At 73.1% G+C, this 25,676-nt stretch carries 25 protein-coding genes; 7 read left to right on the top strand and 18 right to left on the bottom strand.

The annotated features are described in order from the left end of the window. Window positions 1-105 precede the first annotated feature (105 nt). From dapA to thyX, 3 genes are all read right to left on the bottom strand, one after another. Entirely contained in the window at window positions 106-1,104 is a 999-nt protein-coding gene (gene dapA, locus MMF94_RS27505; protein WP_241040101.1) for a 4-hydroxy-tetrahydrodipicolinate synthase, read from the bottom strand. 90 nt (window positions 1,105-1,194) lie between these two features. Beyond that, window positions 1,195-1,821 (bottom strand): TIGR03085 family metal-binding protein, encoded by a 627-nt coding sequence (locus MMF94_RS27500; protein ID WP_241040100.1) that lies wholly within the window; start codon window positions 1,819-1,821, stop codon window positions 1,195-1,197. Between the two features lie 24 nt (window positions 1,822-1,845). Then, window positions 1,846-2,598, bottom strand: coding sequence for an FAD-dependent thymidylate synthase (thyX, locus tag MMF94_RS27495; protein ID WP_241040099.1), 753 nt, complete (start codon window positions 2,596-2,598; stop codon window positions 1,846-1,848). Between the two features lie 110 nt (window positions 2,599-2,708). Between thyX and MMF94_RS27490 the strand changes: the two genes are divergently transcribed. Continuing rightward, complete coding sequence (locus MMF94_RS27490; RefSeq protein WP_241040098.1) at window positions 2,709-3,233, top strand: toxin-antitoxin system HicB family antitoxin; 525 nt, start codon at window positions 2,709-2,711, stop codon at window positions 3,231-3,233. A gap of 5 nt (window positions 3,234-3,238) precedes the next feature. After that, the gene (locus tag MMF94_RS27485) at window positions 3,239-4,207 is read left to right on the top strand and encodes a DUF4097 family beta strand repeat-containing protein (RefSeq protein ID WP_241040097.1); all 969 of its coding nucleotides are present in this window, start codon (window positions 3,239-3,241) and stop codon (window positions 4,205-4,207) included. A gap of 85 nt (window positions 4,208-4,292) precedes the next feature. Here MMF94_RS27485 and MMF94_RS27480 read toward each other — a convergent pair whose 3' ends face one another. Then, complete coding sequence (locus MMF94_RS27480; protein WP_241040096.1) at window positions 4,293-5,549, bottom strand: winged helix-turn-helix domain-containing protein; 1,257 nt, start codon at window positions 5,547-5,549, stop codon at window positions 4,293-4,295. After that, window positions 5,546-6,499, bottom strand: coding sequence for an EamA family transporter (locus MMF94_RS27475; RefSeq protein ID WP_241040095.1), 954 nt, complete (start codon window positions 6,497-6,499; stop codon window positions 5,546-5,548). Before MMF94_RS27475 ends, MMF94_RS27480 begins: the two co-directional genes overlap by 4 nt. Window positions 6,500-6,625: 126 nt before the next feature. Here MMF94_RS27475 and MMF94_RS27470 point away from each other — a divergent pair, with 126 nt between their 5' ends. Continuing rightward, the gene (locus MMF94_RS27470) at window positions 6,626-7,183 is read left to right on the top strand and encodes a GNAT family N-acetyltransferase (RefSeq protein ID WP_241040094.1); all 558 of its coding nucleotides are present in this window, start codon (window positions 6,626-6,628) and stop codon (window positions 7,181-7,183) included. 48 nt (window positions 7,184-7,231) lie between these two features. On the opposite strand, the gene MMF94_RS27465 is transcribed toward MMF94_RS27470, so the two are convergent. From MMF94_RS27465 to MMF94_RS27425, 9 genes are all read right to left on the bottom strand, one after another. Beyond that, the gene (locus MMF94_RS27465; protein ID WP_241040166.1) at window positions 7,232-7,495 is read right to left on the bottom strand and encodes an antibiotic biosynthesis monooxygenase; all 264 of its coding nucleotides are present in this window, start codon (window positions 7,493-7,495) and stop codon (window positions 7,232-7,234) included. Between the two features lie 39 nt (window positions 7,496-7,534). Beyond that, entirely contained in the window at window positions 7,535-8,287 is a 753-nt protein-coding gene (gene dapB / locus MMF94_RS27460; RefSeq protein WP_241040093.1) for a 4-hydroxy-tetrahydrodipicolinate reductase, read from the bottom strand. A 27-nt stretch (window positions 8,288-8,314) separates the two neighbouring features. Then, entirely contained in the window at window positions 8,315-8,851 is a 537-nt protein-coding gene (locus MMF94_RS27455) for a DUF456 domain-containing protein (protein ID WP_241040092.1), read from the bottom strand. Between the two features lie 34 nt (window positions 8,852-8,885). After that, on the bottom strand, window positions 8,886-10,226 hold the full coding sequence (locus MMF94_RS27450) for a M16 family metallopeptidase (protein WP_379660516.1): 1,341 nt from the start codon (window positions 10,224-10,226) through the stop codon (window positions 8,886-8,888). Further along, the gene (locus MMF94_RS27445) at window positions 10,223-12,520 is read right to left on the bottom strand and encodes a polyribonucleotide nucleotidyltransferase (protein WP_241040091.1); all 2,298 of its coding nucleotides are present in this window, start codon (window positions 12,518-12,520) and stop codon (window positions 10,223-10,225) included. Before MMF94_RS27445 ends, MMF94_RS27450 begins: the two co-directional genes overlap by 4 nt. A 211-nt stretch (window positions 12,521-12,731) precedes the next feature. After that, complete coding sequence (gene rpsO / locus MMF94_RS27440; protein WP_241040090.1) at window positions 12,732-13,001, bottom strand: 30S ribosomal protein S15; 270 nt, start codon at window positions 12,999-13,001, stop codon at window positions 12,732-12,734. Window positions 13,002-13,158: 157 nt separating this feature from the next. After that, window positions 13,159-13,665: an RNA 2',3'-cyclic phosphodiesterase gene (gene thpR, locus MMF94_RS27435; protein WP_241040089.1), complete on the bottom strand. Its 507-nt coding sequence runs from the start codon at window positions 13,663-13,665 to the stop codon at window positions 13,159-13,161. 2 nt (window positions 13,666-13,667) lie between these two features. After that, complete coding sequence (locus tag MMF94_RS27430) at window positions 13,668-14,177, bottom strand: helix-turn-helix domain-containing protein (protein WP_241040088.1); 510 nt, start codon at window positions 14,175-14,177, stop codon at window positions 13,668-13,670. Window positions 14,178-14,241: 64 nt separating this feature from the next. Then, window positions 14,242-15,183, bottom strand: a complete 942-nt coding sequence (locus MMF94_RS27425; protein WP_241040087.1) for a bifunctional riboflavin kinase/FAD synthetase — start codon at window positions 15,181-15,183, stop codon at window positions 14,242-14,244. A gap of 163 nt (window positions 15,184-15,346) precedes the next feature. Here MMF94_RS27425 and truB point away from each other — a divergent pair, with 163 nt between their 5' ends. Continuing rightward, entirely contained in the window at window positions 15,347-16,216 is an 870-nt protein-coding gene (gene truB, locus MMF94_RS27420; protein ID WP_241040086.1) for a tRNA pseudouridine(55) synthase TruB, read from the top strand. A gap of 67 nt (window positions 16,217-16,283) precedes the next feature. On the opposite strand, the gene MMF94_RS27415 is transcribed toward truB, so the two are convergent. Then, window positions 16,284-17,084 (bottom strand): DUF5995 family protein, encoded by an 801-nt coding sequence (locus tag MMF94_RS27415; RefSeq protein ID WP_241040085.1) that lies wholly within the window; start codon window positions 17,082-17,084, stop codon window positions 16,284-16,286. A gap of 263 nt (window positions 17,085-17,347) precedes the next feature. On the opposite strand from MMF94_RS27415, the gene MMF94_RS27410 reads away from it, so the two are divergent. Next, entirely contained in the window at window positions 17,348-17,953 is a 606-nt protein-coding gene (locus tag MMF94_RS27410) for an RNA polymerase sigma factor (RefSeq protein ID WP_241040084.1), read from the top strand. 10 nt (window positions 17,954-17,963) lie between these two features. Here MMF94_RS27410 and MMF94_RS27405 read toward each other — a convergent pair whose 3' ends face one another. Continuing rightward, window positions 17,964-20,948: a helix-turn-helix transcriptional regulator gene (locus MMF94_RS27405; protein ID WP_241040083.1), complete on the bottom strand. Its 2,985-nt coding sequence runs from the start codon at window positions 20,946-20,948 to the stop codon at window positions 17,964-17,966. 173 nt (window positions 20,949-21,121) lie between these two features. On the opposite strand from MMF94_RS27405, the gene MMF94_RS27400 reads away from it, so the two are divergent. Further along, window positions 21,122-21,925, top strand: coding sequence for a DUF5995 family protein (locus MMF94_RS27400; RefSeq protein ID WP_241040082.1), 804 nt, complete (start codon window positions 21,122-21,124; stop codon window positions 21,923-21,925). Between the two features lie 55 nt (window positions 21,926-21,980). Continuing rightward, the gene (locus MMF94_RS27395; RefSeq protein ID WP_241040081.1) at window positions 21,981-23,627 is read left to right on the top strand and encodes an ABC-F family ATP-binding cassette domain-containing protein; all 1,647 of its coding nucleotides are present in this window, start codon (window positions 21,981-21,983) and stop codon (window positions 23,625-23,627) included. A 19-nt stretch (window positions 23,628-23,646) separates the two neighbouring features. On the opposite strand, the gene MMF94_RS27390 is transcribed toward MMF94_RS27395, so the two are convergent. Continuing rightward, window positions 23,647-24,996: an MATE family efflux transporter gene (locus tag MMF94_RS27390; protein WP_241040080.1), complete on the bottom strand. Its 1,350-nt coding sequence runs from the start codon at window positions 24,994-24,996 to the stop codon at window positions 23,647-23,649. A 25-nt stretch (window positions 24,997-25,021) separates the two neighbouring features. Continuing rightward, window positions 25,022-25,660: a class I SAM-dependent methyltransferase gene (locus MMF94_RS27385; RefSeq protein WP_241040079.1), complete on the bottom strand. Its 639-nt coding sequence runs from the start codon at window positions 25,658-25,660 to the stop codon at window positions 25,022-25,024. Between the last annotated feature and the right edge of the window lie 16 nt (window positions 25,661-25,676).

The raw sequence follows: 25,676 nt of genomic DNA, 5'->3' as shown, positions 1-25,676 counted from the left end.
GGGGCGGCCGGAATCGGCGATCGGACCGGGAGCGGTCGGACCGTGCAGGGGGACGACTCAAGTAGTTTTCCTCGTGATAGTGGTGAAGGACGTGCCGAAGGCCGCTCAGCGGTAGGCGACCCCGACCTCGAGGCTTCCGGCACTGGATGCAGACAGGCCGCTCACCTCACCGACGCATCGGTACGCGTCGGGACCGAGCGGCACTTCGGCCGCGCGCAGGTCGGCCGCCACGGCCTCCACCTGCTCGTCGGTGGCCGGGGGCAGCGGTAGACGCGGGTTGCCGACGTCGATGCCGCGCAGCTGAAGCCCGACCTTCGAGAACACCGCCCCGCCGACGCGCCCCATCGCGCGGGTGATCGGCAGGCAGCTCGCGTTCACGGCGCGGGCGCGGCGCACATCGCCCGCCTCGAACGCGTCGAGCATCTCCCGCAGGCGGTCGGCCACGATGTGCCCGATCACGCTGACGAAGCCGACTGCGCCGACCGACAGCCACGGCAGGTTCACCGGGTCGTCCCCGGAGTAGTAGGCCAGGGACGTGGTGGCGATCACCTCGGTGCCGACACGGAGGTCGTTGCGCGCGTCCTTGACCGCCAGGATCCGCGGGTGCTCGGAGAGCCGCTGGAGCGTCTCCATCTCGATCGGGATGACGCTGCGGGGCGGGATGTCGTAGAGCATGACCGGTAGCTCGGTGGCATCGGCGATCGCCGTGAAGTGCAGCAGCAGGCCCGACTGGGGCGGCCGCGAGTAGTACGGCGTGACGACGAGCAACCCGTGCGCGCCCGCCTTCTCCGCGGCACGGGCGAGCTCGATGCTGTGGGCGGTGTCGTACGTGCCCGCCCCCGCCACCACGGTGGCGCGGTCCCCGACCGCGCTCACAACGGCCCGTACCAGGTCGGACTTCTCGCGGTCGCTGGTGGTGGGCCCCTCCCCCGTGGTGCCGTTCACCACCAGTCCGTCATTTCCCAGGTCGAGAAGGTGGGCGGCGAGCGCTTCGGCCTTGTTCAGGTCGAGGCGACCTTCGGCGTCGAAGGGCGTGACCATGGCGGTCAGCACCCGGCCGAACGGCCGGCCTGCCGAGCGCGCTCCAGGAGGGGTGGGGCTCATGGGGTGACGGTACCGCCCGGAAGACATCGAGTGACCCCCAGCGCCGGAGCCGGGTGCATCGAAATGCCCTCCGGGCGGGGCGGCCCGCCCCTAGATTCCGCGGGGTGTGGCGGCCACCGCCGCCACTGCCGCGGCGTCACCTTCCAGCTCGACACGCACGGCGTCGCGGCCGAACGCGTGCAGGACGAGCTCCCCGGGCTCACCCACGATCGTCACGAGGCCGGAGCCGGTGGTGATGACGTACTGGTCGCCGGAGGGGCGACGCAGCGCGATGCCCACTGGGCTGTGGCGGTAGAGCCGGCGCCCCATCCGGGTGATGGCGGACCAGAGTGCACCGTCGCGCTCGGCGTCGGGCCGGCGTGGCTCCCAGCCAGGTTCACCCCGTCGCACGTCCTCGTGGTGGACGAAGAGCTCGATGCCGTTGGCCAGCTCGTCGAGGTTGCCGATGCGAAACGGCGACCACACCGGCGGGCCGGAGCGAAGCTGGCCGACCATCTCGCCCCACGGCACGTTGTCGAAGCCGCGCATCGCCCATTCGGTGACCGGGGCCAGCACCGGCACCACGATCCCGGGCGCCGCCCACGGCTGGCGCTCGCGCACCAGGAGATGGGCGAGCAGATCGCGCGTCGACCACCCCTCGCACAAGGTGGGCCGCTCGGGCCCGACCCGCTCGAACTCGTCGCAGATCCGCGCACGCTCGTTGCTCGCCAGGCTCACCGCGCAGACCCTAGTGGCGCGCGCTCAGCCCTCGGTGACGAAGGGGCTCGACGCGATCTCGGTGCCGTCCTCCAGCGTCGCGATCTCGAAGTCGCCGAACACGTTGGGCACCTCGCGCTGCAGCTGGCGCAGGCACTCGATGGCGAGCTCGCGGATCTCGACGTCGGCGTGCTCGCTCGCTCGCATGGCGATGAAGTGGCGCCACGCGCGGTAGTTGCCGGTGACGACGATGCGGGTCTCGGTGGCGTTGGGCAGCACCGAACGCGCCGCCTGCCGGGCCTGCTTGCGTCGCAGCGTGGCGTTGGGGACGTCGGCGAAGCGCTTCTCCAGCCCTTCGAGCAGCCGCTCGTAGGCCGTGACCGATGCCTTGGCCGCCTCGGTGAACAGCTCGTGGAGCTCCGGGTCGCCGGCGATGACGTCGGGCTCGACCATGGCGGCGTCACGCTCGGGGACGTAGCGCTGGGACAGCTGGCTGTAGGAGAAGTGCCGGTGGCGGATGAGCTCGTGGGTGAGCGAGCGCGAGACACCGGTGAGGTAGAAGCTGACCGTGCCGTGCTCCAGCACGGAAAGGTGCCCGACCTGGAGGATGTGGCGCAGGTACCCGGCGTTGGTGGCCGTGGCCGGATTGGGCTTGGCCCAGGACTGGTAGCACGCACGCCCCGCGAACTCGGCGAGCGCCTGGCCCCCGTCGGCGTCCGTGCTCCACGGCACGCCCTCGGGTGCGACGAACTCGGTCTTGGCGACGAGCTGGACGCCCAGCGGCACGATCTGCGGCATGGGTCCGAAGGGTAGCCCGGCCCCTGACCATTCCGCGTGACACCGGCTGACGCCACGAACGCGTCAGGATTCTCCTTGACTGGCGTCATCGATGACGCCACAGTGATGTCATGGATCTCAGCCAGTACATCACGCAGCTGCGGGAGGACCTCTCCTCCGCAGCGGCCGCGGGTGACGAGCAGACACAGCGCACCGCTGCACTGCTCGGTGCCGCCATCGAGCCGGCCGCCCGGCTGGCTCTCATGAACGCGCTCTCCGATCTCGCGGCCGAAGTCACCGCCGCGCTGCCGGACCGCGTGGTCGAGGTGCGCCTCGACGGCCGCGACGTTCGCGTCGCGGTCAGCGCCGACTCCGCCGCCGAACCCGTCGCGGCGGAGTCGCAGAACCCGCCGCCGTTCCGCGGCTTCCCACCGGGAGCGGACGCGGGGGACATCAGCCGGATCACGCTACGGCTGATGGAGCAGATGAAGAACCAGGCCGAGCAGGCCGCGGCCGCACAGGGCGTGTCGCTCAACTCCTGGGTGGCGCAGGCCGTCCAAGGGGCACTGGCGGGGGGCGGACGGCGGCACGACCGCCGGGACTGGGCACAGGGCGACCGTGACGAGAGGCGCCTACGCGGATGGGTCGAGGGGTGAGCGGCGTGGACGACGCGACGGACTTCGGGACGGACGAGCCGACCGGCTCGGAGGAGCTCGTACGCCGGCAGAGCTGGCCGGTGGACGGCGGCGTCGAGATGGAGCTGACGGTGGACGTCGGCCGCATCCGCGTGCATCTCGACGAGCAGATCGGGGGCACGGGCGAGGGCAGCGCGGGTGACGTGCGCGTGGAGGTGCGCCACGACCCGTCCGCGGGCAACACCTGGACCCAGGGGCTCAGCGGCATCATCAACTGGCTCGGCGGCCACGGCGGTCCCGGCGTCGGGCGCAGCGTCGACGACCTCGCGGCCGACGCGGTGCGGGCTGCGGAGATCAGCTGGTCGGAGACGGGAAAGCGGCTCGTTGTCCGGTCCTCGCAGGACCTGCCGTTGCGCGTGGTGCCGCTGGCGATCACCGTGTCGGCGCCCGCGGGTTCGCGCCTGGCCGCGCGGGCAGGCGCCGGCGACGTCCGGGTGACCGGCCGTGCGGGGTGGGCGGGCGTGCGCACCGGCTCGGGCCGGATCTCCGTGGCCGCCGTGGGCGGCGACGCGGACGTCACCACCGGGTCCGGCGACGTCGAGATCGGAGCCGTGGCCGGCCGGATGCGGGTGCGTACCGGGTCGGGGAAGGTGGCGGTGGCCTCCACCGGAGGGCCCGCCGAGGTGCGCGCCAGCAGCGGGGCCGTCACGGTGGGCACCGTTGATGCCGACCTCGGCGTGCGCACGGGCTCGGGCGACGTCGAGATCTCCGACGCCCGCTGCGGACGCCTGGAGCTGACCACCGGCTCCGGCGGGCTGCGGATCGGTGTGCACCCCGGCGTCCGGGCCGAGCTGGATCTGACGTCCGGTTCGGGAAAGACCCGCAGCGACCTGGAGGTGACCGGGGTGGCTCCCGAGCAGCCCGCTGCGCTCCAGGTGCGCGGCCGCACCGGGAGCGGCGACGTGCTCGTGACACGGGCGGCCGCGGCCGTCTGACCTGCGGCGTCACGAGCGGGGGATCGTGCGCGGATACGGGTGCGGGGGCGCTCGTATCCGCGCACGAGTACATCAGCGCACGGTTCTACGTCAGTGAATGGCTTGCGTGCACGGCCGAGGCGAGCGGGGCGGCGAGATCGCCCCGTTCACCCGCCACCACGCCGTCGAGCTCGAGCCAGTCGGCCATCTCGCGCAATGCCCCCGCCAGCTCGGCGGTGACCCGTGGCAGGTCGGCCCCGGGCTCGGCGAAGGCTCCTGGCACGCGCAGCACCCCGGCCCGGCGGTCGGCCTTGATGTCGACCCGGGCCACCAGCTCGCCGTCGAGCAGGAACGGGAACACGTAGTAGCCGTACTCCCGTTTCGGCTCCGGCACGTAGATCTCGATGCGGTAGCGGAACCCGAAGATCCGCTCGGTGCGGGAGCGCTCCCAGATGAGCGGATCGAACGGGCTGAGCAGCGCCCGCCCGCCGATCCGGCGCGGGAGACGCGCACCCGGCACCCGGTAGCCCGGACGCGCCCAGCCGCGCACCTCCACCGGCTCCAGCTCCCCCGCCTCCACCAGCGCGAGCAGCGCCGCACGGTTGGCGGCCGGGGCGAGCCGGTAGTAATCCCGCAGGTCGGTCTCGGTGGCGACGCCGAGCGCCGCCGCCGAGCGCAGAACCAGCGCGCGGGCCGCCTCCTCTTGCGAGGGCGCAGGCGCCGCAAGCACGTGGGGCGGAAGAACCCGCTCCGGAAGGTCGTAGAGCCGTTGGAAGTGGCGCCGCGTGCCCGTGGTGAGCGCGCCGATGCCGAAGAGGTACTCGCAGATGCGCTTGACGTCGGAGCGCTCCCACCAGGACGCGCCGGGCGGACGCGGCCGCGACGGCCCGCCGACCGCCGTCTCGAGAGCGCCCGCGCCGATCGGGCCCAGCTCCTTGACCGCGGCGAGCACGTCGTCGACGAGGCCCGGGTGCCGCTCGACCAGCGCCCCGTAGTGGCGCCACCAGCCGTCGCGCTTGGCCCCGGCGCGCAGGAGGGGCCAGTCCTCCACCGGGAGCAGGCTGGCCTCGTGGGCCCAGTACTCGGCGAGCAGCCGCGGGCGGCGCGCCGAGTGGGACCATGCGGCGTCGTCGACCAGCTCGCGCTGGTAGGGACCGAGCCGGCTGTAGAGCGGCATGTAGTGGGCCCGGACGGCCACGTTGACCGAGTCGAGCTGCAAGAGACGGATCCGGTCGAGGGTGCGCGCGAGATGGCGGCGCGTGACCGGGCCTGCGGGGCGTGGGTCGGCGAATCCCTGGGCGGCGAGGGCGGCACGACGAGCCGCGGCAGCACCGATCGTCTCGACAGCGGGCGGGGGCGTCACGTTCCGGATGGTGCCAGTTCACCCCGACGTTTCCGCGGCCGCTCCGCCGCGATGACCAGCACGACCGCCACGAGCACCACCGCACCGCCGACGAGCTGCATCGTCGAGAACCGCTCGTTCGCCACGAGGACGCCGAGGAGCACGGCGATCACCGGGTTGACGTAGGCGTAGGTGGCGACCGTCGACACCGGCAGCGACGCCAGCGCGTACGCGTAGGCGCCGAACGCCGCGAGCGAGACCACCACGGCCATGTACGCCCATGCCCACCAGGCCACGACCGACACGGACCCGATGTCGAGCCGGTCTCCGGAGGCCAGCGAGACCGTCATCAGGATGACCCCGCCTATGAACATCTGCCCCGCGGCCAGCGCGAAGGGGTTGGCCGGCGTCGGGAGCCGGGTGGTCGCGAACGTGCCCGTGGCCCAGCCGAGGCCGGCGAGCAGCACGAGCCACGGTCCCCACCACGCGCTGCCCTGCACGCCACCGGACCCACCCGACGGCCCGGCGAGCACGAGGATCGCGAGCCCGGCCACCCCGACCCCGACGCCGACGAGCGTGGCCGGCCGCGGCCGGTCCCCGGTGAGCGCCCGCAGCACGACGATGTAGAGCGGCACCGCGGCGATGAGCAGGGCAGCCAGGCCGGATGCCACCTTCTGCTGGGCCAGCGCCACGAGCCCGTTGCCCCAGGCGGGCAGCAGCAGGCCCGACAGCGCCGTGGTGGCGAGCTGGCCGCGTGTCATCCGGAAGCCTGCACGTCCGGCGACGGCCAGCACCACGAGCCCCAGGAGCGCGCCCCCGATCAGGAACCGCGCGCCACCCGCGAACAGCGGCGGGACGTCGGCGATGATCAGCCGGTTGCCGAGGTAGGTGGAACCCCAGAGCACGTAGACGACGCCGAGGGCGATCCAGGCGAGGGCACCGGGTGAGCGGGGAGCGACTGCGGCGTCCACGTCTTGACGTTGCCATAGCCAACGACTCGCTGTCCCCCGGGTGGGACGACGCACACGTAGCGGTCACCGCCCCCGGATCTGCGCCCCGGACCGACCGCCACGGGGCCGTCGGCTTGAATGACGCGCATGGCCACCGCCACCGTCCATCGCGCCACCGCCGCCGACGTCGACGAGATCGTGCGCATCCAGTCCGGCACGTGGGAGGCCGCGTACGCCACGCTCGTCCCGGCGGAGGCGCTCGCCCAGCTGCGCAGCGAGGAGGCGCACAAAGCCTGGACAGCGGCCGTCGAGGCCGGTCACGGCCAGGTACTCGTCGCCACCGAAGGTGAGTGGACCGTCGGGTTCTGCGCCGCCTCCATCGCCATGCCGCCGGAGCAGGCGGCCCCGCCCACCGGGCCCACGCTGGAGCCCGGGGCATGGGCCGAGATCAGCGCCCTGCTGGTGGAGCCCCGGTGGGGCAGGCGCGGTCATGGCGGGCGGCTGCTCGCCACGGCCGCCGCGAGCCTGCGCGAGGCGGGCGCGGTGTACGGGCTGGCCTGGGTACCGGAGGCCGACGAGGCGTCCCGCCGGTTCTACGCCCACGCGGGCTGGGAGCCCGACGGAACGGTGCGCGTGCTCGACACCGGGGCCGGTGAGCTGCGCGAGGTGCGGATCACCGGATCCCTCGACCTCCGGCTCACCTGACCGGCTGATCGGCCGGGGCCCTCCACTCGTCCACGACGTCGACGTACCTCAGCCCGCCCGAGACGGCGATGTGCCGGAACCAGGACGCACACTCGGGCACCGAGCGCTCACCTCCCGCGCCGCCTCCTCGGCCTCGGCGCGGCTGCGCCACAGCACGACGTCGAGCCAACCGCCGTCGTCCTCCTTCGTCAGGTAGGCCGCCAGGCACGCCGGAAAGCGCTCGCGCAGCGCCCCGACCATCGCCGGCCGCTGCGCGACCAGCTGGCTCTCAGCGCCGTCGTGGATGGTGAAGCGGGCCAGCTCTATCGCCATGGGCACAGCGCGAACGCTAGCCCGGCCCTCCGACAGGACTCAGAGGCCGAGCAACGGCTCCAGGCCCACCGTGAGGCCCTCGCGTTCGCGCACCGCGCGCACGGCCATCAGCACGCCCGGCATGAACGACGCCCGGTCGAAGGAGTCGTGGCGGATCGTCAGCGTCTCCCCCGTGGTGCCGAGCACGACCTCCTGATGCGCCACCAGCCCGGGGAGCCGGACGGAGTGCACGCGGATGCCGTCGACCTCGGCGCCGCGGGCACCCGGAAGCTCGGTGGTGGTGGCGTCCGGCACCGGTCCGTCGCCGGCCTCGGCCCGTGCCGCTGCGATCAGGGCGGCCGTGTGCACCGCCGTGCCGGACGGGGCGTCGACCTTGCCGGCGTGGTGCAGCTCGATCACCTCGACGGACTCGAAGAACCGCGCGGCCTGCCGTGCGAACTGCATCGACAGGACGGCGCCGATACCGAAGTTCGGGGCGATGAGCACGTGTCCGGGGTGTTCCGCGAGCTTCCCGCGCACCGCGGCGAGCTTCGTCTCGTCGAACCCGCTGGTGCCGACCACCGCGGCGATGTCGTGCTCGATGCAGAACCGCACGTTGTCGAGCGCCACGCCGGGATGGGTGAAGTCGACGGCGACCTGCACACCGGCGTCCACGAGCAGCGACAGCGGGTCGCCCTCGTCGACCTGGGCGCGCAGCTCCAGGTCCGGCGCCGCCTCGACGGCGCCGCACACCTGCGCGCCCATCCGCCCCTGCGCGCCCACCACACCGACCCGGATCCCGTTCTCCGCCACGACCGCAGACTAATCAGAGCCCCGGCATCAGCTGAGAACGAGCCCTCCGATCCACACCGCCGCGGCGAGCAGACCCGTGAACAGCTCGATGACGATGCTCCACCCCACCGCGGTGAGCGCATGCTTGGTGGACGGCCACGCCTGCCCGTGCCCGCGCAGCCGGGCCAGCTCGGCGAGGTAGACCCCGAGCACGAACCCGAGGAACAGACCCACCACCGGCACGACGAAGAACCCGACCACGCCCAGCACCGCTCCCGCGGCGAGCGTGCGGCCGGGCACTCCGGAGTCGCGTAGCCGGCGGCCGGGCAACAGGTACTTCGCCACGCTGCCCAGCACGACGATCCCGGTCGCGATGCCGAGTACCGCCCAGCCGAGGGCGTCCCCGCGCGGGACCGCCCAGACGGCCACACCGGCGAGCACGAGGATCAGCCCGGGCAGCACCGGCACCACTATCCCGGCGATGCCGACGACGATCAGCAGCCCGGCGACAAGGGTCTCGGGGGACACCGCACCGATACTGGCATGCCGGACGAACAGGACGCGGGCCAGGAGCGCGCTGGACAACTCGGCCCTACTGCGCGGAGTTGTCCAGCACCTCCTAGCCGAGCGAGCGGAGCGACGGCGGGAGGTCGCGTTTCTTGTCGTACGGGCCGACCACGGCCGCCGTGAGGGGCGCAGTCAGCAACGTGCGGGCAAGGTCGGCCACCTGCTCCGGGGTGACGGCCGAAATGCGGTCGAGGCTCTCGGTGACCGCGCGCTGGCGCCCGTGGTCGAGCTCGCCCCGGCCGAGCCGGTTCATCCGCGACGGCGTGTCCTCCAGCCCGAGGACGAGCCCGCCGCGCAGGTTGCCCTGGGCCCGCGCGACCTCCGCGGGTGTCAGTCCGCCCGCCGCCACCTCGGCGAGCACCCCCCGCACCACCGCGACGACCTCGTCGAGGTGCTCGGGCGCGCACCCGGCGTAGACGGCGAGGTGGCCCGCGTCGGAGTAGCTCGTGACCGCCGAGTAGACGGAGTAGGCCAATCCGCGCTGCTCACGGACCTGCTGGAACAACCGGGAGCTGGGGCCGCCACCGAGCGCGGTGTTGAGCACGGTGAGCGCGGTGCGCAGCGGGTTGTGGCGCGACAGGCCCGGCACGCCGAGCATGACGTGCGCCTGCTCGGTGTCCTCGGGGCGCAGCACCAGCCGTGGGCCTGGAGGCAGCACCGCCGGTTCCGGACGGCGCGGCCCGACGGGCAACGCAGTAGGCCCGGCCTCACCTGCCGCCCTGCCGAGGGCGCCCGCCACGAGCTCCACGACCTCGTCGTGCACGAGGTTGCCGGCGGCGGCGACCACCATCCGCGGGGTGGTGTACTGCCCCCGCCAGAAACCGTGCAGGGTCTCGCGGCTCATCGACCGCACCGAGTCCTCGGTGCCGATCACCGGACGACCCAGTGGGTGCTCGCCGAACAGCGCCTCGTCGAACAGCTCGGCGAGCAGATCCTCGGGGTCGTCATCGCGCATCGCGATCTCCTCGAGCACCACCCCCCGCTCGGTCTCGACGTCGGGCGGGCTCATCGTCGCGTCCGTGACGACATCGGCGAGCACGTTCACCGCGAGCGGCAGGTCGGTGTCGAGCACCTGCGCGTAGTAGCAGGTGTGCTCCTTCTCGGTGAACGCGTTGAGCTCGCCGCCGACGGCGTCGAACTGCTCGGCGATCTCCACCGCGGTGCGCCGGCTCGTGCCCTTGAACAGCAGGTGTTCGAGGTAGTGGGCGGCACCGGCCTGCAGCGGCGTCTCGTCACGCGAGCCGATGCCGATCCAGATCCCGAGCGACACCGAACGGACGCCGGGCACGCTCTCGGTGAGCACGCGCAGACCGCCGGGGAGCACGGTGCGGGAGACGCCGCCGGGGGCGGGGGCCGCAGCCCCCGCCCCCGGCGTCAGAAGGACGTCGGTCAACTGGGCGAGACCTCGGCGGCCGCGGCGTCGACATCGGCGCCGGACTCCCCGGCAGCGACGTCGCTGGCGGCGGCGTCACCAGCGGGCGCGCTGCCGTTCTCGGACTCCTCGCCCACCGGCACCAGGCTGATCTTGCCGCGGTTGTCGATGTCGGTGACCTCGACGCGGATCTTGTCGCCGACCTTGACGACATCCTCCACCTTGGCGATCCGCTTGCCCTGGCCCAGCTTCGAGATGTGCACCAGGCCGTCCTTGCCCGGCACCAGCGAGACGAAGGCGCCGAACGCGGCGGTCTTGACCACCGTGCCCAGGAACCGCTCGCCGATCTTCGGCAGCTGCGGGTTGGCGATCGCGTTGATCATGCCGATCGCCGCCTCGGCCGACGGGCCGTCCGCCGCACCGACGTAGATCGTGCCGTCGTCCTCGATCGAGATGTCGGCACCGGTCTGCTCGGTGATCGAGTTGATCATCTTGCCCTTCGGGCCGATGACCTCGCCGATCTTGTCGACCGGCACCTTGATCGCGGTGACGCGCGGCGCGAACTGGCTCATCTCGTCGGGCCGGTCGATCGCCTCGCCGATGACCTCGAGGATCGTCAGCCGGGCGTCCTTGGCCTGCGAGAGGGCCGCGGCCAGCACCTCGGACGGGATGCCGTCGAGCTTGGTGTCGAGCTGCAGCGCCGTGACGAACTCGGAGGTGCCGGCGACCTTGAAGTCCATGTCGCCGAACGCGTCCTCGGCACCGAGGATGTCGGTGAGCGCGACGTAGCGCGTCTGGCCGTCGACCTCGTCGCTGACCAGGCCCATCGCGATGCCCGCCACCGGCGCCTTCAGCGGCACGCCGGCGTTGTACAGCGCCATCGTGGACGCACAGACCGAGCCCATCGACGTGGAGCCGTTGGAGCCCAGCGCCTCCGAGACCTGCCGGATGGCGTACGGGAACTCCTCGCGCGTGGGCAGCACGGGCAGCAGCGCCCGCTCGGCCAGCGCGCCGTGGCCGATCTCGCGGCGCTTCGGCGACCCGACCCGACCGGTCTCACCGGTGGAGTACGGCGGGAAGTTGTAGTGGTGCAGGTAGCGCTTGTGCGTCTCCGGGCCGAGCGAGTCGATCTGCTGCTCCATGCGGAGCATGTTCAGTGTGGTGACACCCAGGATCTGGGTCTCGCCGCGCTCGAACAGCGCCGAACCGTGGGCGCGCGGAATCACCTCGACCTCGGCCGACAGCGGCCGGATGTCGGTGATGCCGCGACCGTCGATGCGGACCTGGTCGCGCAGGATGCGCTGGCGCACCAGCTTCTTGTTCAGCGCGCGGAACGCCGCGCCGATCTCCTTCTCGCGACCCTCGAACTGCGGGGCGACCTTGTCGAGCACTGAGGCCTTGACCTCGTCGAGGCGCGACTCGCGCTCCTGCTTGCCGCCGATGGCGAGCGCCTGGGCCAGGTCGTCCGAGGCGTTCGCGGCCACGGCCTCGAACACGTCGTCCTGGTAGGCGGGGTAGGTCGGGAAGTTGCCGGTGGGCTTCGCCGCGACGTCGGCCAGCTGCTGCTGCGCGATGCACAGGCTCCGGATGAACGGCTTCGCCGCCTCCAGCCCGGACGCCACGACCTGCTCGGTGGGCGCCTGCGCGCCACCGGCCACGAGCCCGATCGTCTCGGTGGTGGCCTCTGCCTCGACCATCATGATCGCGACGTCGTCACCGACGACCCGGCCCGCGACGACCATGTCGAACACGGCCCGCTGCAGGTCCTCGTACTGCGGGAACGCCACCCACTGGCCGTCGATCAGCGCCACGCGGACGCCGCCGATGGGGCCCGAGAACGGCAGCCCGGCGAGCTGCGTGGACGCCGACGCGGCGTTGATCGCCAGTGCGTCGTAAGGGTCCTGCGGGTCGAGCGAGAGGACCGTGACGACGATCTGGATCTCGTTGCGCAGACCGTCGACGAACGACGGGCGCAGCGGCCGGTCGATCAGGCGACAGGTCAGGATCGCGTCGGTGCCCGGGCGCCCTTCACGGCGGAAGAACGAGCCGGGGATCTTGCCGATCGCGTACATCCGCTCCTCGACGTCCACCGTGAGCGGGAAGAAGTCGAAGTGCTCCTTGGGCTGCTTGGACGCCGTGGTGGCGGACAGCAGCATCGTCTCGTCGTCCAGGTAGGCGACGACGGAACCGGCGGCCTGGCGCGCGAGGCGCCCGGTCTCGAACCGGACGGTGCGGGTGCCGAAGCTCCCGTTGTCGATGACGGCGGTCGTCTCGTGGACGTTGTCCGCTGTATCGGTTGTCTGGTCATCTGTCATGAAGTGGACATCTCCTCTTCCAGAGGGGAGACCCCACGCCACACCGGGAGGACCCTCGGCCGAGCCGGTCATCGATCGAAGCACCCGGGCCGCGTGCGGGATGGGCCCGGGAGCCACTACCGAGGACCGGCGGATCAGCTACCGGAGGCGTGGCGTCGTGGAGTTGTGGTGCCGGCCCGGACCCCGCTCGGGGTGCCGGGCCGGCCGAGGTTCAGCGGCGGAGGCCGAGGCGCTCGATCAGTGACCGGTAGCGCTGGACGTCGACCGAAGCCAGGTACTTCAGCAGCCGGCGCCGCCGGCCGACCAGCAGGAGCAGGCCCCGCCGGGAGTGGTGGTCGTGCTTGTGCATCTTGAGGTGCTCGGTCAGGTCGCTGATCCGCTTGGTCAGCAGCGCAACCTGCGCCTCGGGGGAACCGGTGTCACCCTCGTGGACACCGTAGGTGTCCAGAATCGTCTTCTTCTCTGCGGCGTCGAGTGCCACGTGCTCCTCTTTCGTTGCTGTGCCGTGAGGCCGACGCCATGATGATGATGAGCGCCGGGAGTCGGTCATGGCCGCCACGGACTGCAGCCGGACCCAGCACTCCACGTTACCAGGCACGATGGCGTCGCCGTCAGCGCCGCCCCTCGCGTCCGACGGGCTACTCGCCGGCCAGCGGCACCCGGTGCACCGGCCGGTATCGGGAGCCGCCCTTGGCCGGCTCGCTCACCATCAGCAGCACCTCCTGTGGCCGCCACCACGGCCCCTCATGAGAGGCCCACGGTGCCGACGGAACGTGGTCGGCTCCCCGGCCCGGACGCCGTTGCCTGCGCAGGACCGTGAGGTGCGCGACGAACTCGGCGGGATCGCCGCCCGCCGCCGTGACGAGGTGAGACAGCCGCTCCGGCGCGTCGGCCTGCACCCCCGCCCAGCGCACTCCGGAGAAGGACCCCGCCCCGGCGATCCGCAGCTTCGGCGCGGCCAGCCCGGCGGCCGCCCGATCGAGCCGCCTGGCGAGCACTCCCGGATCGGCCTCCCCATGGAACGCCAACGTGAGGTGCCAGGAGGCCGGATCGACCGCGCGCCAGCCCGACGGGGGCTCGCCCGTGGCCGCCACCAGTGCCGACACCACCTCCGCCGGCGGCCACAGCGCGGTGAACAGGCGCACGGTCAGGCCCCCGGCCGGCTCGCGGCCTGCCGCAGGACCTCGGCAAGCTCCGGGAAACCCGGGCCGAGCGCGGCGGCCGCGGCGGCCAGGCGGGCAGGCTCGGCGATTCCGCGCAACGCGGCGGCCGCCGTGCCGGCGGGGGGCTCACGGCGCCCGCGCTGGGCAGGGACGCGCGGCTCGTTCCACTGCCACCTCGCCTGCGCGACCTCCGCGAGCAGCGCATCGACCGCGCGTGTCTCCAGCGGAGTGCGCACCACGTGGCAGCGCTTGTCGAGCAGCAGCAACCGGGCGAGCACAGCGGGATCACCGATCTTGACGCGGCGGGCGCTCACCAGCTGGCTCAGCATGGCCGGGCTGATCCCCAGCGTGCGGGCGAGCCGGGACTGGGAGATGCCCAGCGCCGAGGTGAGCCGGCGGACGCGATCGCCGAGCGGCGCACCGTAGAGCTCGCGCTGCCGCTCGCGGTTGACCGCCATCCGGGACCGCAGCGGCTCTGCACCTGCCTCAGCCATGCGCAGGATGCTGGCACCTCCCCCACCGGCTGCGTGGCCGAACGGGAAAAGTGCCCGGCGGGTGTCAGCCGCCCAGCAGCTCACGCGCGCGGTCCACGTCGCGCTGCATCTGCACGATGAGCGACTCCACGTCGTCGAAGCGCTCCTGCCCGCGAAGCCGGTGCTCGAAGTCGAGTGCGACCTCGAACCCGTAGAAGTCCTCGTCGACGTCGAGCACGTAGGCCTCGACGGAACGCACGCGCCCGGAGAACGTGGGATTCGTGCCGACCGAGATAGCCGCGGGCAGGAGCCTGCTTCCCTCCTTGACCGTGGTGATGCCGAAACGTCCCGCGTAGACGCCGTCGGCAGGAAGCGCCGTATAGGGCGGGGTGGACAGGTTGGCTGTGGGGAAGCCCAGGTCCCGGCCCCGCCGGTCGCCGTGCACCACCACACCTTCGATGCGATGGGGACGCCCCAGCGCCGCCGCGGCGGTCTCGACGTCGCCTGCGGCGATGCACGAGCGGATGTACGTGGAGGAGAACGTGATCCCGTCGTCGGTGATCAGGTCGAGCCCTTCCACCCCGAACCCGAACTTCTGCCCGAGCTCGGTGAGCAGCGCCACGTCGCCCTTGGCCTTGTGGCCGAACGTGAAGTTGCGCCCGACCACCACGTCCGCGGCGTGCAGCCGCTCGACGAGCACCTCGTGCGCGAACTCGGCGGGTTCGGTGCGGGCCAGCTCCGCGGTGAAGGGCAGCACGCAGAAGGCGTCCACCCCGAGCCCCGCCACGAGGTCGGCCCGGCGCCGGAGGCTGGTCAGCCGCGCCGGGTGGCTGCCCGGCCGGATCAGCTCGGCGGGGTGCGGATCGAACGTCACCAGCGCGGTCGGGAGACCACGTTCCCGCCCGCGTTCCACCGCCCGACCGATGAGCTGCTGGTGGCCGCGATGCACCCCGTCGAACACACCGACGGTGACGACGCTGCGACCCCAGCCGCTCGGCACGGACTCGAGCCCCCGCCAGCGCTGCACGGGTCGAGCCTACGGAACCGGCTGCGCGGCCCCACGCTCGCCCGCACCCCCGTCGAGTGACCTCTTCTCCCGTCGGCGAATCGCCCGATCGCCGGCGGCCGGTCGCCCGGTCCTCCCGCCCCCCGGCACCCTGCCGGGTGCCGGGAAGGAAGAATCGCCGCACGTGAACGCCGTCCCCTCCGGCCTGGTCGTGGTCGACAAGCCCGCCGGACTGACATCGCACGATGTGGTCGCCCGGCTGCGCCGGATCCTCGGCACGCGCAAGATCGGCCACGCCGGCACGCTCGACCCGATGGCCACCGGCGTGCTCGTCTGCGGCGTCGGACGCGGCACGAAGCTGCTCGGGCACCTCGCGCTCGACACGAAGGCGTACACGGCGACGGTCCGCCTCGGCGCGGCGACGACCACGGACGACGCCGAGGGCGAGATCGTCAGCACGGCCGACGCGGGAGCGGTCGACGATGCGGCGATCGCGGCCGGGATGGCCGCGCTGACGGGCGCCATCGAGCAGGTGCCGAGCTCGGTCAGCGCGATCAAGATCGACGGGAAGCGCGCCTACGCGCGTGTGCGGGCAGGCGAGGAGGTCGTGATCCCGGCCCGTCCGGTGACGGTGTCGCAGTTCCGGCTCCTCGCCCGGCGCGGCGACGACCTCGACGTCGTGGTGGACTGCTCGTCCGGCACGTATGTGCGGGCGCTGGCCCGCGACCTCGGCGCGGCGCTGGGGGTCGGCGGTCACCTGACGGCGCTGCGCCGCACCCGCGTCGGCCCGTTCACCCTCGAGCACGCCCGCACGCTGGAGCAGCTCGAGAGCGCACCCGAACTGACGCTCCCGCTCGACCAGGCCGTCGGAGTGGCGTTTCCGCGCCGGGACCTCGACGCCGCTCTCGCCGCTGACATCGCGCACGGCCGCCCGCTCCCCGCCGCCGGGGTGGACGGCACCTACGGCGTCTTCGCCCCCGACGGCCGGGCGCTGGCCCTCGTGAGCGAACGCGGCGAGCTGGCCCGTCCGGTGGTCGTGCTCGCCCCCGCGTAGAGCGGGCACGGGGGCGACCAGCCCGGACGTCGGGCGACTCGCGGTCGGGATACGGGCTGCTCCGGGGTCAGCGGGAGTGGGTGGCCAGCAGGCCCCGCGCGACGAGACCGGCCCGCCAGTCCATGGCGGCGCGTTCCTCCTCGGCCTCGGACGGTCGCCCGCGCACGGCCCACAGGTGCTCGGCCTGCCGCCATGCGTCGTGCCGCGAGAGCAGGACGCCCACGCCGTCGGAGCCGAGGAGCGCCACCACGGCCGCGTCATCGCGCAGCCGGTCGGCGATCAGCCCGACGATCATCTGCACGGCGGCCCGCTCGGCAGGGCCCGGGGTGCGCCCGAGGAGCGTGCAGGTGCTCACCACGGCCGACGGGAGGTCGTGCCCCACGATCGTGAGTCCACCCGCCAGGGTGATCCGCGCGGGGTCGATGTTCTCCGGATCCCACCGCCCGAGCACCTCACGCCACGCCCGCGGCACCCTGGCCCCACGGGCGTAGCAGCTCACGGCCCTCAGATAGCGGCGGGCGAGCTCCGTGACGAGCACGGCGACGAACTCCGGATCGACCGTCGACCCGGCCTCGACCGTCGCCTCCACGACCCCGGTGAGGAGCCGGTTGACCGGCCCTGCGCCGTCCCCGCGCCGCCCCGCGTCCGCTCCCGGCTGCAGCCGGGAGAGCACGTGGACCATCGCGTCCGGAGTGACCGGTTCGAGCGCGCCCTCCCGGCCCCCGAGGGCCGACCCCCGGTGCTCCGGGGCCGGGGTCTCGGCCGCTCCGCTGGCCCGGGTGCGCCCGGCCGGCCTGGGTGCTCCCCATCGCGCGGCCGAACCCGCGATCACCCGCAATCCGTTCACCTCGACCGTCATTGCGCCCATTCCCATCGCTCCCGTCGTCAGGTCCGCGGGTTCGATCCCGCCTCGGCTCTTCGGCGCCGAGACCGTTGGTCGCGCGTTTCCCCGGTGACGCACGGCGAGCGGTGTCGGACCGCGGGATGAGTCGCGTGGGGCGCGCGGTGATACGGCGACCGCCTCACCGCTGCGATGTAGGGGGTCCGTAGGGGCATACGTAGGGCGTTGTCCTGACGACATCGGCGCCCGTTCACCCGACTCTGGGACACCCGTTAGAAGGAGCCCTGGCGATGACTGTGACCACCGTGACGACGGCGCCCGCGACGACGACCACGAAGATCCAGGACCTCCGGAACACCGAACTGCTCGCGCTCGCCCGGCAGGGCGACGGCAGTGCCTGGGCGGAGGTCGTCGTCCGGTACCGGGGGCTGGTGGCGTCGGTGGTGCGCGCCTACCGCCTGCAGGACGCCGACGCCCGTGACGCCGAGCAGCGCACGTGGCTACGCCTGGTGGAGCACCTCGGTTCGCTACGTGACCCCGACCGGCTCGGCGGCTGGCTCGCGACCACCGCGTCGCGGGAGTGCCTGCGGATCCTGCGGGAGAGCCAGATCCTCGTGGGCCTCGAGATGGACGCGGTGCCCGCCACGGAGCCGGGTGTCGAGGAGCAGGTGGTCGACGCCGACACCGCGGCCCGGCTGTGGCAGATCGTGGGCACGCTGCCGCCCCGGGGAAGGACGATCATGCGCGCGCTGTTCGCGGACGAGCCGCGACCGTATGCCGAGGTGGCCCACGCCACGGGCATCCCGATCGGCAGCCTCGGCCCCAGCCGCGCCCGGCTCATCGACCGTGTGCGGCGCAGCTTCGACGACGGCACCTACGCCACCGGGGCGCAGTAGGCGGGGCCGATCAGCCGCTGGAGCGCCTGCGCCGCGCCTCGGGGATCGACCGGAACAGCACCGCGGTGGCCTGCACCCGGGTGTGCACGCCGATCTTGGCGTAGATCCGGCTGACGTGGACACCGACGGTCTTCTCGCTGATGAACAGCCGCTGCGCGATCTCCCGGTTGGTCCGGCCGCCGGACAGCTCGGTGAGCACCTCCAGCTCGCGGGCCGTCAGCGCGGCGAGCTCGTCGCCCTGCGCCTCCTCCGCCGGAGGGTCCGGCTCGGGCACGGGGACCGGGGCGTCGATCCGCACCCGCGCCCGCTCCGCCAGGTCGACGACCTCCTCCAGGAACGGGGTGGCCCCGAGCTCGCGCGCCAGATGCCCGGCATGCCGCAGGGCTTCCGTCGCCGCAGCCGACTGCGCACGTTGCGCGAGCAGCGCCTCGGCACGGCGCAGGTGGGCGTAGGCCGACGGGTAGGGCTGCTGCTGGGAGTGCCAGAACTCGGCCACGCTCTCCCAGAGATCGGGGTCGGAGCGCCCCAGTGCCCGCCCGTCCTCGGCCGCGCACATCCGCACGAAGCCGAGCACGGTGTCGCGGATCGCCGGCACCGAGGACGCGGCCTTGCGGGTGAGTTCGGCGGCGTGGCGGCGCAACCGGCCGTCGATCCCGTCGTCGGGGCGGCGCAGCCCGAGCATGGCGAGCTCGGCGCGCGCCCTGGCGCCGTGCCAGACCAGCGGTGCCACGAGCCACACGTCGTCCGAACCCTGCTCGACGACGTCCAGGCCTGCGGCGACGTGGTCCAGTGCCGCGTCGGGGCGGTCCTGCCACATCGTGAGGCCTGCGCGGAGGGTGAGCAGCGGGATCCGGTAGCGCGGGCCGATGGTGCTCGCCGAGAGCACGTCGACGGCTTCGAGGTCGTCCTCCGCCGACGAGAAGCGTCCCCGGCCGATGTCCATGCGGGCGCGGGACAGCCGCAGCTCCAGCGCCTCGGCGCCGCTGGGTGCGAGCTCCCACGCCTCGGCGATCGCCGCGTCCGCCTCGTCCCAGAGGCCGAGCCGGAACAGGCCGTTGGCCGCGATCGAGATCAACCCGACCCCGGCGCTGCGGTGCAGCCCCAGGGCGTGGGCCCGGTCGGCTCCGGCGCGGGCGATCTCGACGCCGCGGTCCAGCTCGTTCAGCGGGCCGGAGAGCAGGTCGGCCAGGCTCCGGTAGGCACGGGCGATCTCCTGCGGCTCACCCGCTCGCTCCGCCACCGCGAGCGACTCGCGAAGGGCCGCCTCCCCCGCCTCCGGGTCCTCCCGATAGGCCAGGCTGAAGCCCAGCGTCGCGAGCGCCTTCGCCTCCTCGGCCGCGAGCCCCATCCGCCGCGCCAGCTCGAGCGCCCGCTCGGCGCTCGCGTGCGCGGCCGCGTAGTCCCCCGCCGTCCACAGCGCCGACGCCTGCCACCCCAGGACCTGGGCCCGCTCCTCCTCGGCCCCTGACACGGGCAGGGCAGCCGTGGCGCGGCCGAACGCGAGTGCGGCCTCCGCGCCGCGTCCAGCGGCCACGAGGTACTGGCCGGTGCGAGCGTGCAGCAGCGCCGCGTCGAGGCCGCCGGACTCGTCGGTCGCCTCCAGCAGGCTGAGCCGCTCGGCGAGCAGAGCGACGGCCTGGTCGGCATCTCCGGCGAGATGAGCGGCCTCGGCGGCCCGCTCGAGGCACTCACTGCGCGCGATGGGCGGCGCCGCCAGCTGCCCGGCGAGCCGCGCGGCCCGTAGCCAGTGCCGGTGCGCCTCGGCGTAGCCGCGTAGCTGTCCCGCCGACTCGGCTGCGGCGACGGCCGCGGCGGCGGCCCGCTCCACGTCGCCCGCCGACTGCCAGTGGTGGGCGAGCCGGGCGTCGACGCCGGGCAGCTCGCGCGCCCACGGCTCCTCGAGCGCCACGGCGTAGCGCCTGTGCAGGTGCATGCGCTCGCCGGGCAGCAGCTCCCGGATCACGACGTCGGTCATCAGGCCGTGCCGCAGCCGGTAGCCGTCCACACCGTCGTCGACGACGACGACACCGGCGTTGACCGCCTCGCGCAGGGCGCCGAACAGGTCGGGACCGCCACCGTCGAGCACGGTCTCGAGGAGACGGTGCGGCAGGGGGCCGTCGCACAGGGCGATGGCCCGCACGGCACGCAGCGCCGGTTCGGACAGGCGGTTGACCCGGGACAGCACGAGCTCGCGCAGCGTCGTCGGCAGGCCCGTCGGATCGCCGTCGAGCGCCGCCCGCACCGTCTCCTCGGCGATGAACGCGTTGCCTGCGGAGCGCTTCCACACGAGGTCCACCAGGTCCGTACGGCCCGGGGCCAGCGCGTGCACCATCTCCGCGACCGCGTTCCGGTGCAGCGGCGCGATCTCCAGGCACTGCACCTGGCGGTGGCGCCGGAACTCGTTGATCATCGTGCGCGCCGGGGAGGCGTCGGCGGGCAGCTCGGTGCGATGGGTGGCGACGACGAGCACGCGCTCGTCGACGAGGTTCGCGACCAGGTAGGCGAGGAGGTCCAGAGTGGAGCGGTCGGCCCACTGCAGGTCCTCCACTACGAGAACGACGACGGAGCGCGCGGCCAGCCTCAGGACCACCCGGTGCAGCAGCTCGAGGGTCTGCACCCGCGCCTGCGCGCCGGCGAGGGCGGGCACCGCCGGGCGCAGCGCCACCAGCTCCTCCAGCTGGTCCGCCCACGGAGACAACAGCTGCTGCAGCTCCTCTCCCCGCTGCGAGCGCAGAAGATTGCGCAGCGCCGAGGCGACCGGCCAGAACGGGGGGCTCTCCGCGATGTCGGTGGCCCCGCCGAGGAGCACCGTGGCGTCCGCCTCTTCCGCGCAGCTCACGAGGTGCTGAACCAGGCGCGTCTTGCCGACACCTGCGTCACCGACCAGGAAGACCGTGGCCATCCGGCCCTGCTGCGCTCCGTCGAAGGCCGACACGAGCGTGGCGACGTGATCGTCCCGTCCGACGAGCGGGGGCGTCGCCGGGCGCTCGGTCACGTCGGCCGAGGTTATGCCATCTCACCAAGCGAGATCCAGAGGGACCCCCACTGTCCTGCCGGGAGGAGCGATCATCCGGGTGGGGCCGGACGTTGCCGTATCAGGACGGCACGCCGTCCCTCCTCACCTGGAGCAGTCACCCGGACGGGAAGATCGAACGAGAGGAGCGTGCAGTGGACACGGAGGACATCGGGAAGTTGGCACAGCCCGGCGGGGGGCCGGGGTCCACTCAGCACCTGGCCCGGCTCGCGGGCACCACCATGCCGGAATCCATCCCGGACGTCATTCGGCGGCTCGCGGCGATCCACGAGTACGCCTCCGGCACGTCGATGCTGCGCGATGACGACGGGATCGCCGCGTTCACCCGGCTCTACCACATCATCACGACCCGGATCGGGAACATGGTCGACAGCGGGGAGTTCCGCGACCCTGCCTTCCTGATCAGGCTCGACCTGGAGTTCGCCGAGCGCTACCTGCGCGCGCTGCGCACCTACGCCGAGGACATGCACCGCACTCCCGGGGTCTGGCGCCTGCTGTTCGACAACCGCAGCGACCCCCGCATCGCCCCCGTGAACTTCGCGGTGGCCGGCGTGAACGCCCACATCAACTTCGACCTCTCGTGCGCGCTGGTGGCCACCTGGAAGCACGTCACGCCCGACGGTGACGGACCCGACAGCGCCCAGTTCTACGACTACCGGCTGATCAACGACGTCTTCGAGCAGGAGATGGACCCCCTGCGCGAGGAGCTGGGCTCCTTCCTCAGCAGGGGCCCCGACGACGCCATCTGGGATCGCACGGCCAACTGGGTCTCCGACCTCGTCATCCGCTTCACCCGCGACCTGGCGTGGGACGAGGCGAAGCGGGTGTGGGACCGCGGCGCCGACGACAAGGTGATGCAGGCGTCCGAGGAGAAGCTCGACACCATCGCCTCGTTCGTCGGTGAACGCCTGCTCCGCGCCCCGATCCTGCCCGTGTAGCCAGGGGAATATCGGCTCGACCCCGCGACCGGCCTACGGGCACCATCTCCCCTCCGTGGGACACATCGAGGCAATGGCCGTCGGGCACCGCCTGCCCGACGGCCGCACGCTCTTCTCCGACGTCAGCTTCCGGGTCGGCGAGGGCGCCAAGGTCGCTCTCGTCGGCCCGAACGGCGCAGGGAAGACCACGCTGCTGCGGATGATCGCCGGCGAGCTGAGCGCGACGACGGGCAGCATCGCGCGTAGCGGCGGCCTCGGGGTGATGCGCCAGTTCATCGGGTCGATCACCGACGACCGCACCCTCGCCGATCTCGCCCTGTCCCTCGCCCCGCCCGGGGTGCGTACCGCCGGTCTCCGGCTCGCCGCGGCCGAGCAGGCGCTCGACGACGGGGAACGCTCGCAGCTCCGGTACGCCGATGCGCTCGCGAACTGGGGCGAGGCGGGCGGCTACGCGGCCGAGGTGGAGTTCGACACGGCCGCGATCGCGGCGCTCGGCCTGTCGTGGGCCGCCGTCCGTGACCGCCCCGTCGTCACGCTCTCGGGCGGGCAGCAGAAGCGGTTCGCGCTGGAACTGCTGCTCCGCGGCCCCGACGAGGTGCTGCTGCTCGACGAGCCCGACAACTTCCTCGACGTCCCCGGCAAACGCTGGCTGGAGGGCCGGATCCAGGAGTCCGGCAAGAGCGTGCTGTTCGTGAGCCACGACCGGGAGCTGCTCGCCGCCACCGCCCAGCGTGTCGTCACGGTCGAGGCGGAGTCGGCGTGGGTGCATCCCGGCGGCTTCGCGTCCTGGCACGAGGCACGAGTGGCGCGCCACGACCGTCTCGACGAGGAACGCCGCCGCTGGGACGAGGAGCGCGCGAAGCTGGAACGGCTGGTCGTGTACTACAAGCAGAAGGCCGCCTACAACGACGGTCTGGCGTCGCGCCTGCAGGCGGCACGCACCCGGCTGGCGCGGTTCGTCGATGCGGGCCCGCCCGAGGAGAAGGCGCGCGAGCAGAACGTCCGGATGCAGCTGACCGGTAGCCGCACGGGCAAGCGAGCGCTGGTCTGCGACCAGCTCGAGCTGGACGGGCTCACCTATCCGTTCGATCTCGAGGTCTGGTTCGGCGATCGCGTGGCGGTGCTCGGGGCGAACGGCTCGGGCAAGTCCCACTTCCTGCGGCTCCTCGCGCGCGGAGGCACCGACCCGGAGCCCGGCAGCGTCCCGGCCAGCGGCGCGGCCCTTCCTGCCGTTGCCCATGACGGCGTGGCCCGGCTCGGCGCGCGCGTGCGTCCCGGGCACTTCTCGCAGACCCACGATCGGCCCGAGCTGACCGGTCGCACGCCGCAGGACATCCTCGTGGGCGGGGACGCCGACCGTCCGGGCCGCACTCGCGGCGACGCCATGAAGGCGCTGGCCCGCTACGAGTTGGCGGCCCAGGCCGAGCAGCGGTTCGAGACGCTCTCCGGTGGGCAGCAGGCCCGGCTGCTCATCCTGCTGCTGGAGCTGTCCGGCGCCACGTTGCTGCTGCTCGACGAGCCGACCGACAACCTCGACCTCGCCTCGGCCGAGGCGCTCGAGCAGGCCCTCGACGCGTTCGAGGGTACGGTGCTGGCGGTGACCCACGACCGCTGGTTCACCCGGGGGTTCGACCGCTTCCTGCTCTTCGCGGGGGACGGCGAGGTGCGGGAGACCGACGAGCCCGTATGGGCCGTGGGCTGAGATTCGTCGCCGCGGTTCGTCAGCGTGCGGGCCGCACGGCGCCGGTCACCACCCACCGGTCCGAGCGCGCCCGCAGCCCCACGGCGACGAGGCGGAGCACCATGAACAGCGTGAGGCCCGTCCAGATCCCGGCCAGGCCCCAGCCGAAGGCGAGCGAGGCCCAGATCAGCGGGAGGAACCCCACCACCGCGGCGAGCAGGGTGGACGTCCGCAGGTAGGCGGCGTCCCCGGCGCCGAGCAGCACCCCGTCCAGCGCGAACACCACCCCGGCCACCGGTTGCATGGCCGCGAAGAACCACCAGGCGACGGGCACGGCGTCGAGCACCTCGGCGTCCGGGGTGAACACCGGCGGCAGCACCCCGGAGAGCGCGGCGTACAGCACCCCGAACCCGATACCGAGCACCAGCCCGTAGCGGGTGACCTGCCCAGCCAGTGCCTTGGCCCGCTCCGCACCGCGGTCCGGCGATCCCAGCGCGGCCCCCACCAGCGACTGCGCCGCGATCGCCACGGCGTCGAGCACGAGGGCCTGGAACGTCCACAGCTGCAGGACGATCTGGTGCGCGGCCACCGTGGCGGCCCCGAAGCGGGTGGCGACGGCGGCCGCGGAGAGGAAGCAGGCCTGGAAGGCGAGGCTGCGGGCGATGAGGTCGCGGCCGAGCGTGATCTGCGAGCGCAGCACCGTGGCCGAGGGCCGCAGCGGCGCGGCATCGGCCCGCGCGGCCCGCACGAGCGCGCCCAGGAACAGGCTCGCACCGACGGTCTGCCCGGCGACGTTCGCCCACGCCGACCCGACGAGCCCGATCCCCGCCCAACCACCGACACCGTGCACGAGCGCGGGGCAGGCCAGCGCGGACAGCCCGTTGCCGGCGAGGACGTAGCGCAGCGGGCGTGCGGTGTCCTGCACGCCGCGCATCCAGCCGTTGCCTGCCAGCGTCACCAGCACCAGCGGCGCGCCGATGAGGGCGATCCGCAACCAGGACACCGCCGCGTCGGCGATGTCGCCGCCGTTCCCGAGAGCAGAGGCGACGGGATGGGCGACGAGTTGCCCCACGACGAGCACCAGCAGGCCGACGGCCAACGCGAGCCAGGTGGCCTGCACGCCCTCCCCCACGGCATCGCTGCGCCTGCCCGCGCCGTGCAGGCGGGCCGCGCGTGCCGTGGTGCCGTACGACAGGAAGTTGAGCTGGCTCGTGACCTGCGCGAACAGCACGCCGGCGATGGCGAGGCCGGCGAGCGGCACCGCACCGAGCCGACCGACCACCGCGGTGTCGACGAGCAGGTACAGCGGCTCGGCGGCCAGCACCGGCAGCGCCGGGGCCGCGAGTCGAAACACCTCTGAGGCGTTGGCGCGAGCGGACGTCGTGGTCATCGAGCAGCGACCGGGGAGAAGACCGTCATTCGGCGGGTGTGCGCGGGCGCCGGCACACGTAGACGAAGGCGGGCGGCAGGTTGCGCCACACGGTGGCGGTGACCAGCACCTCGTCGAACGTCTCACGCAACGTGCGGCGGAAGCGGCGGGCCGCTCCGAGCGTCATGCCGTGCAGGTAGGCGAACGTGGTGAAGGCGCCGGTGGACCCGATGGCCCGGCTGATCTCGGCGAGCAACGCGGTCTGGGTCGGGTCGTCGAACAGCGCCCACGGCAGGCCGCAGATCACGGCGTCGACGGACGAGATGTCGCGCTCGGCGAGCAGCGCGCCGAGGTTCGCGGCATTGCCCGGCACCACCTCGAGCTCCGGGAGGGTGCGGCGCAGGAACGTGACCATGTCCGGGTCCAGCTCCACGGCGAGGTGCCGGGCGCCTGCGGGCAGCCGTTGCGCGATCACGGCGCTCACCGCCCCGGTGCCCGGACCCAGCTCGACCACGACCGGAGCGCCCGTGCTGGGCACGATCGACGCGAGCACCGCACCCAGCCGCGGCGAGCTGGGGGCGATCGCGCCCATGGTCGCCGGTCTGCGCACGGCGGCCGAGAGAAATGCGCGCCGAGCCGCGCCCGCGTCCGATTCGGCGCGGGCGGGTCCGGTTTCGGACGTCATCGTGCGGGGCTCCTTC

Origin of the sequence: Pseudonocardia alaniniphila (genome assembly GCF_022524485.1) — a bacterium.
Taxonomy (GTDB): domain Bacteria; phylum Actinomycetota; class Actinomycetes; order Mycobacteriales; family Pseudonocardiaceae; genus Pseudonocardia; species Pseudonocardia alaniniphila.
The sequence above is the reverse complement of the archived record's forward strand: the minus strand, read 5'-3'. Positions and strand labels throughout refer to the sequence as shown.

What these genes read in the sequence shown, in the direction of transcription:
- dapA (WP_241040101.1), bottom strand. Translation starts at nt 1,104, where the DNA reads ATGAGCCCCACCCCTCCTGGAGCGCGCTCGGCAGGCCGGCCGTTCGGC.
- thyX (WP_241040099.1), bottom strand. Translation starts at nt 2,598, where the DNA reads ATGCCGCAGATCGTGCCGCTGGGCGTCCAGCTCGTCGCCAAGACCGAG.
- MMF94_RS27490 (WP_241040098.1), top strand. Translation starts at nt 2,709, where the DNA reads ATGGATCTCAGCCAGTACATCACGCAGCTGCGGGAGGACCTCTCCTCC.
- MMF94_RS27470 (WP_241040094.1), top strand. Translation starts at nt 6,626, where the DNA reads ATGGCCACCGCCACCGTCCATCGCGCCACCGCCGCCGACGTCGACGAG.
- MMF94_RS27465 (WP_241040166.1), bottom strand. Translation starts at nt 7,495, where the DNA reads ATGGCGATAGAGCTGGCCCGCTTCACCATCCACGACGGCGCTGAGAGC.
- MMF94_RS27445 (WP_241040091.1), bottom strand. Translation starts at nt 12,520, where the DNA reads ATGACAGATGACCAGACAACCGATACAGCGGACAACGTCCACGAGACG.
- MMF94_RS27430 (WP_241040088.1), bottom strand. Translation starts at nt 14,177, where the DNA reads ATGGCTGAGGCAGGTGCAGAGCCGCTGCGGTCCCGGATGGCGGTCAAC.
- MMF94_RS27415 (WP_241040085.1), bottom strand. Translation starts at nt 17,084, where the DNA reads ATGGGCGCAATGACGGTCGAGGTGAACGGATTGCGGGTGATCGCGGGT.
- MMF94_RS27410 (WP_241040084.1), top strand. Translation starts at nt 17,348, where the DNA reads ATGACTGTGACCACCGTGACGACGGCGCCCGCGACGACGACCACGAAG.
- MMF94_RS27390 (WP_241040080.1), bottom strand. Translation starts at nt 24,996, where the DNA reads ATGACCACGACGTCCGCTCGCGCCAACGCCTCAGAGGTGTTTCGACTC.
- MMF94_RS27385 (WP_241040079.1), bottom strand. Translation starts at nt 25,660, where the DNA reads ATGACGTCCGAAACCGGACCCGCCCGCGCCGAATCGGACGCGGGCGCG.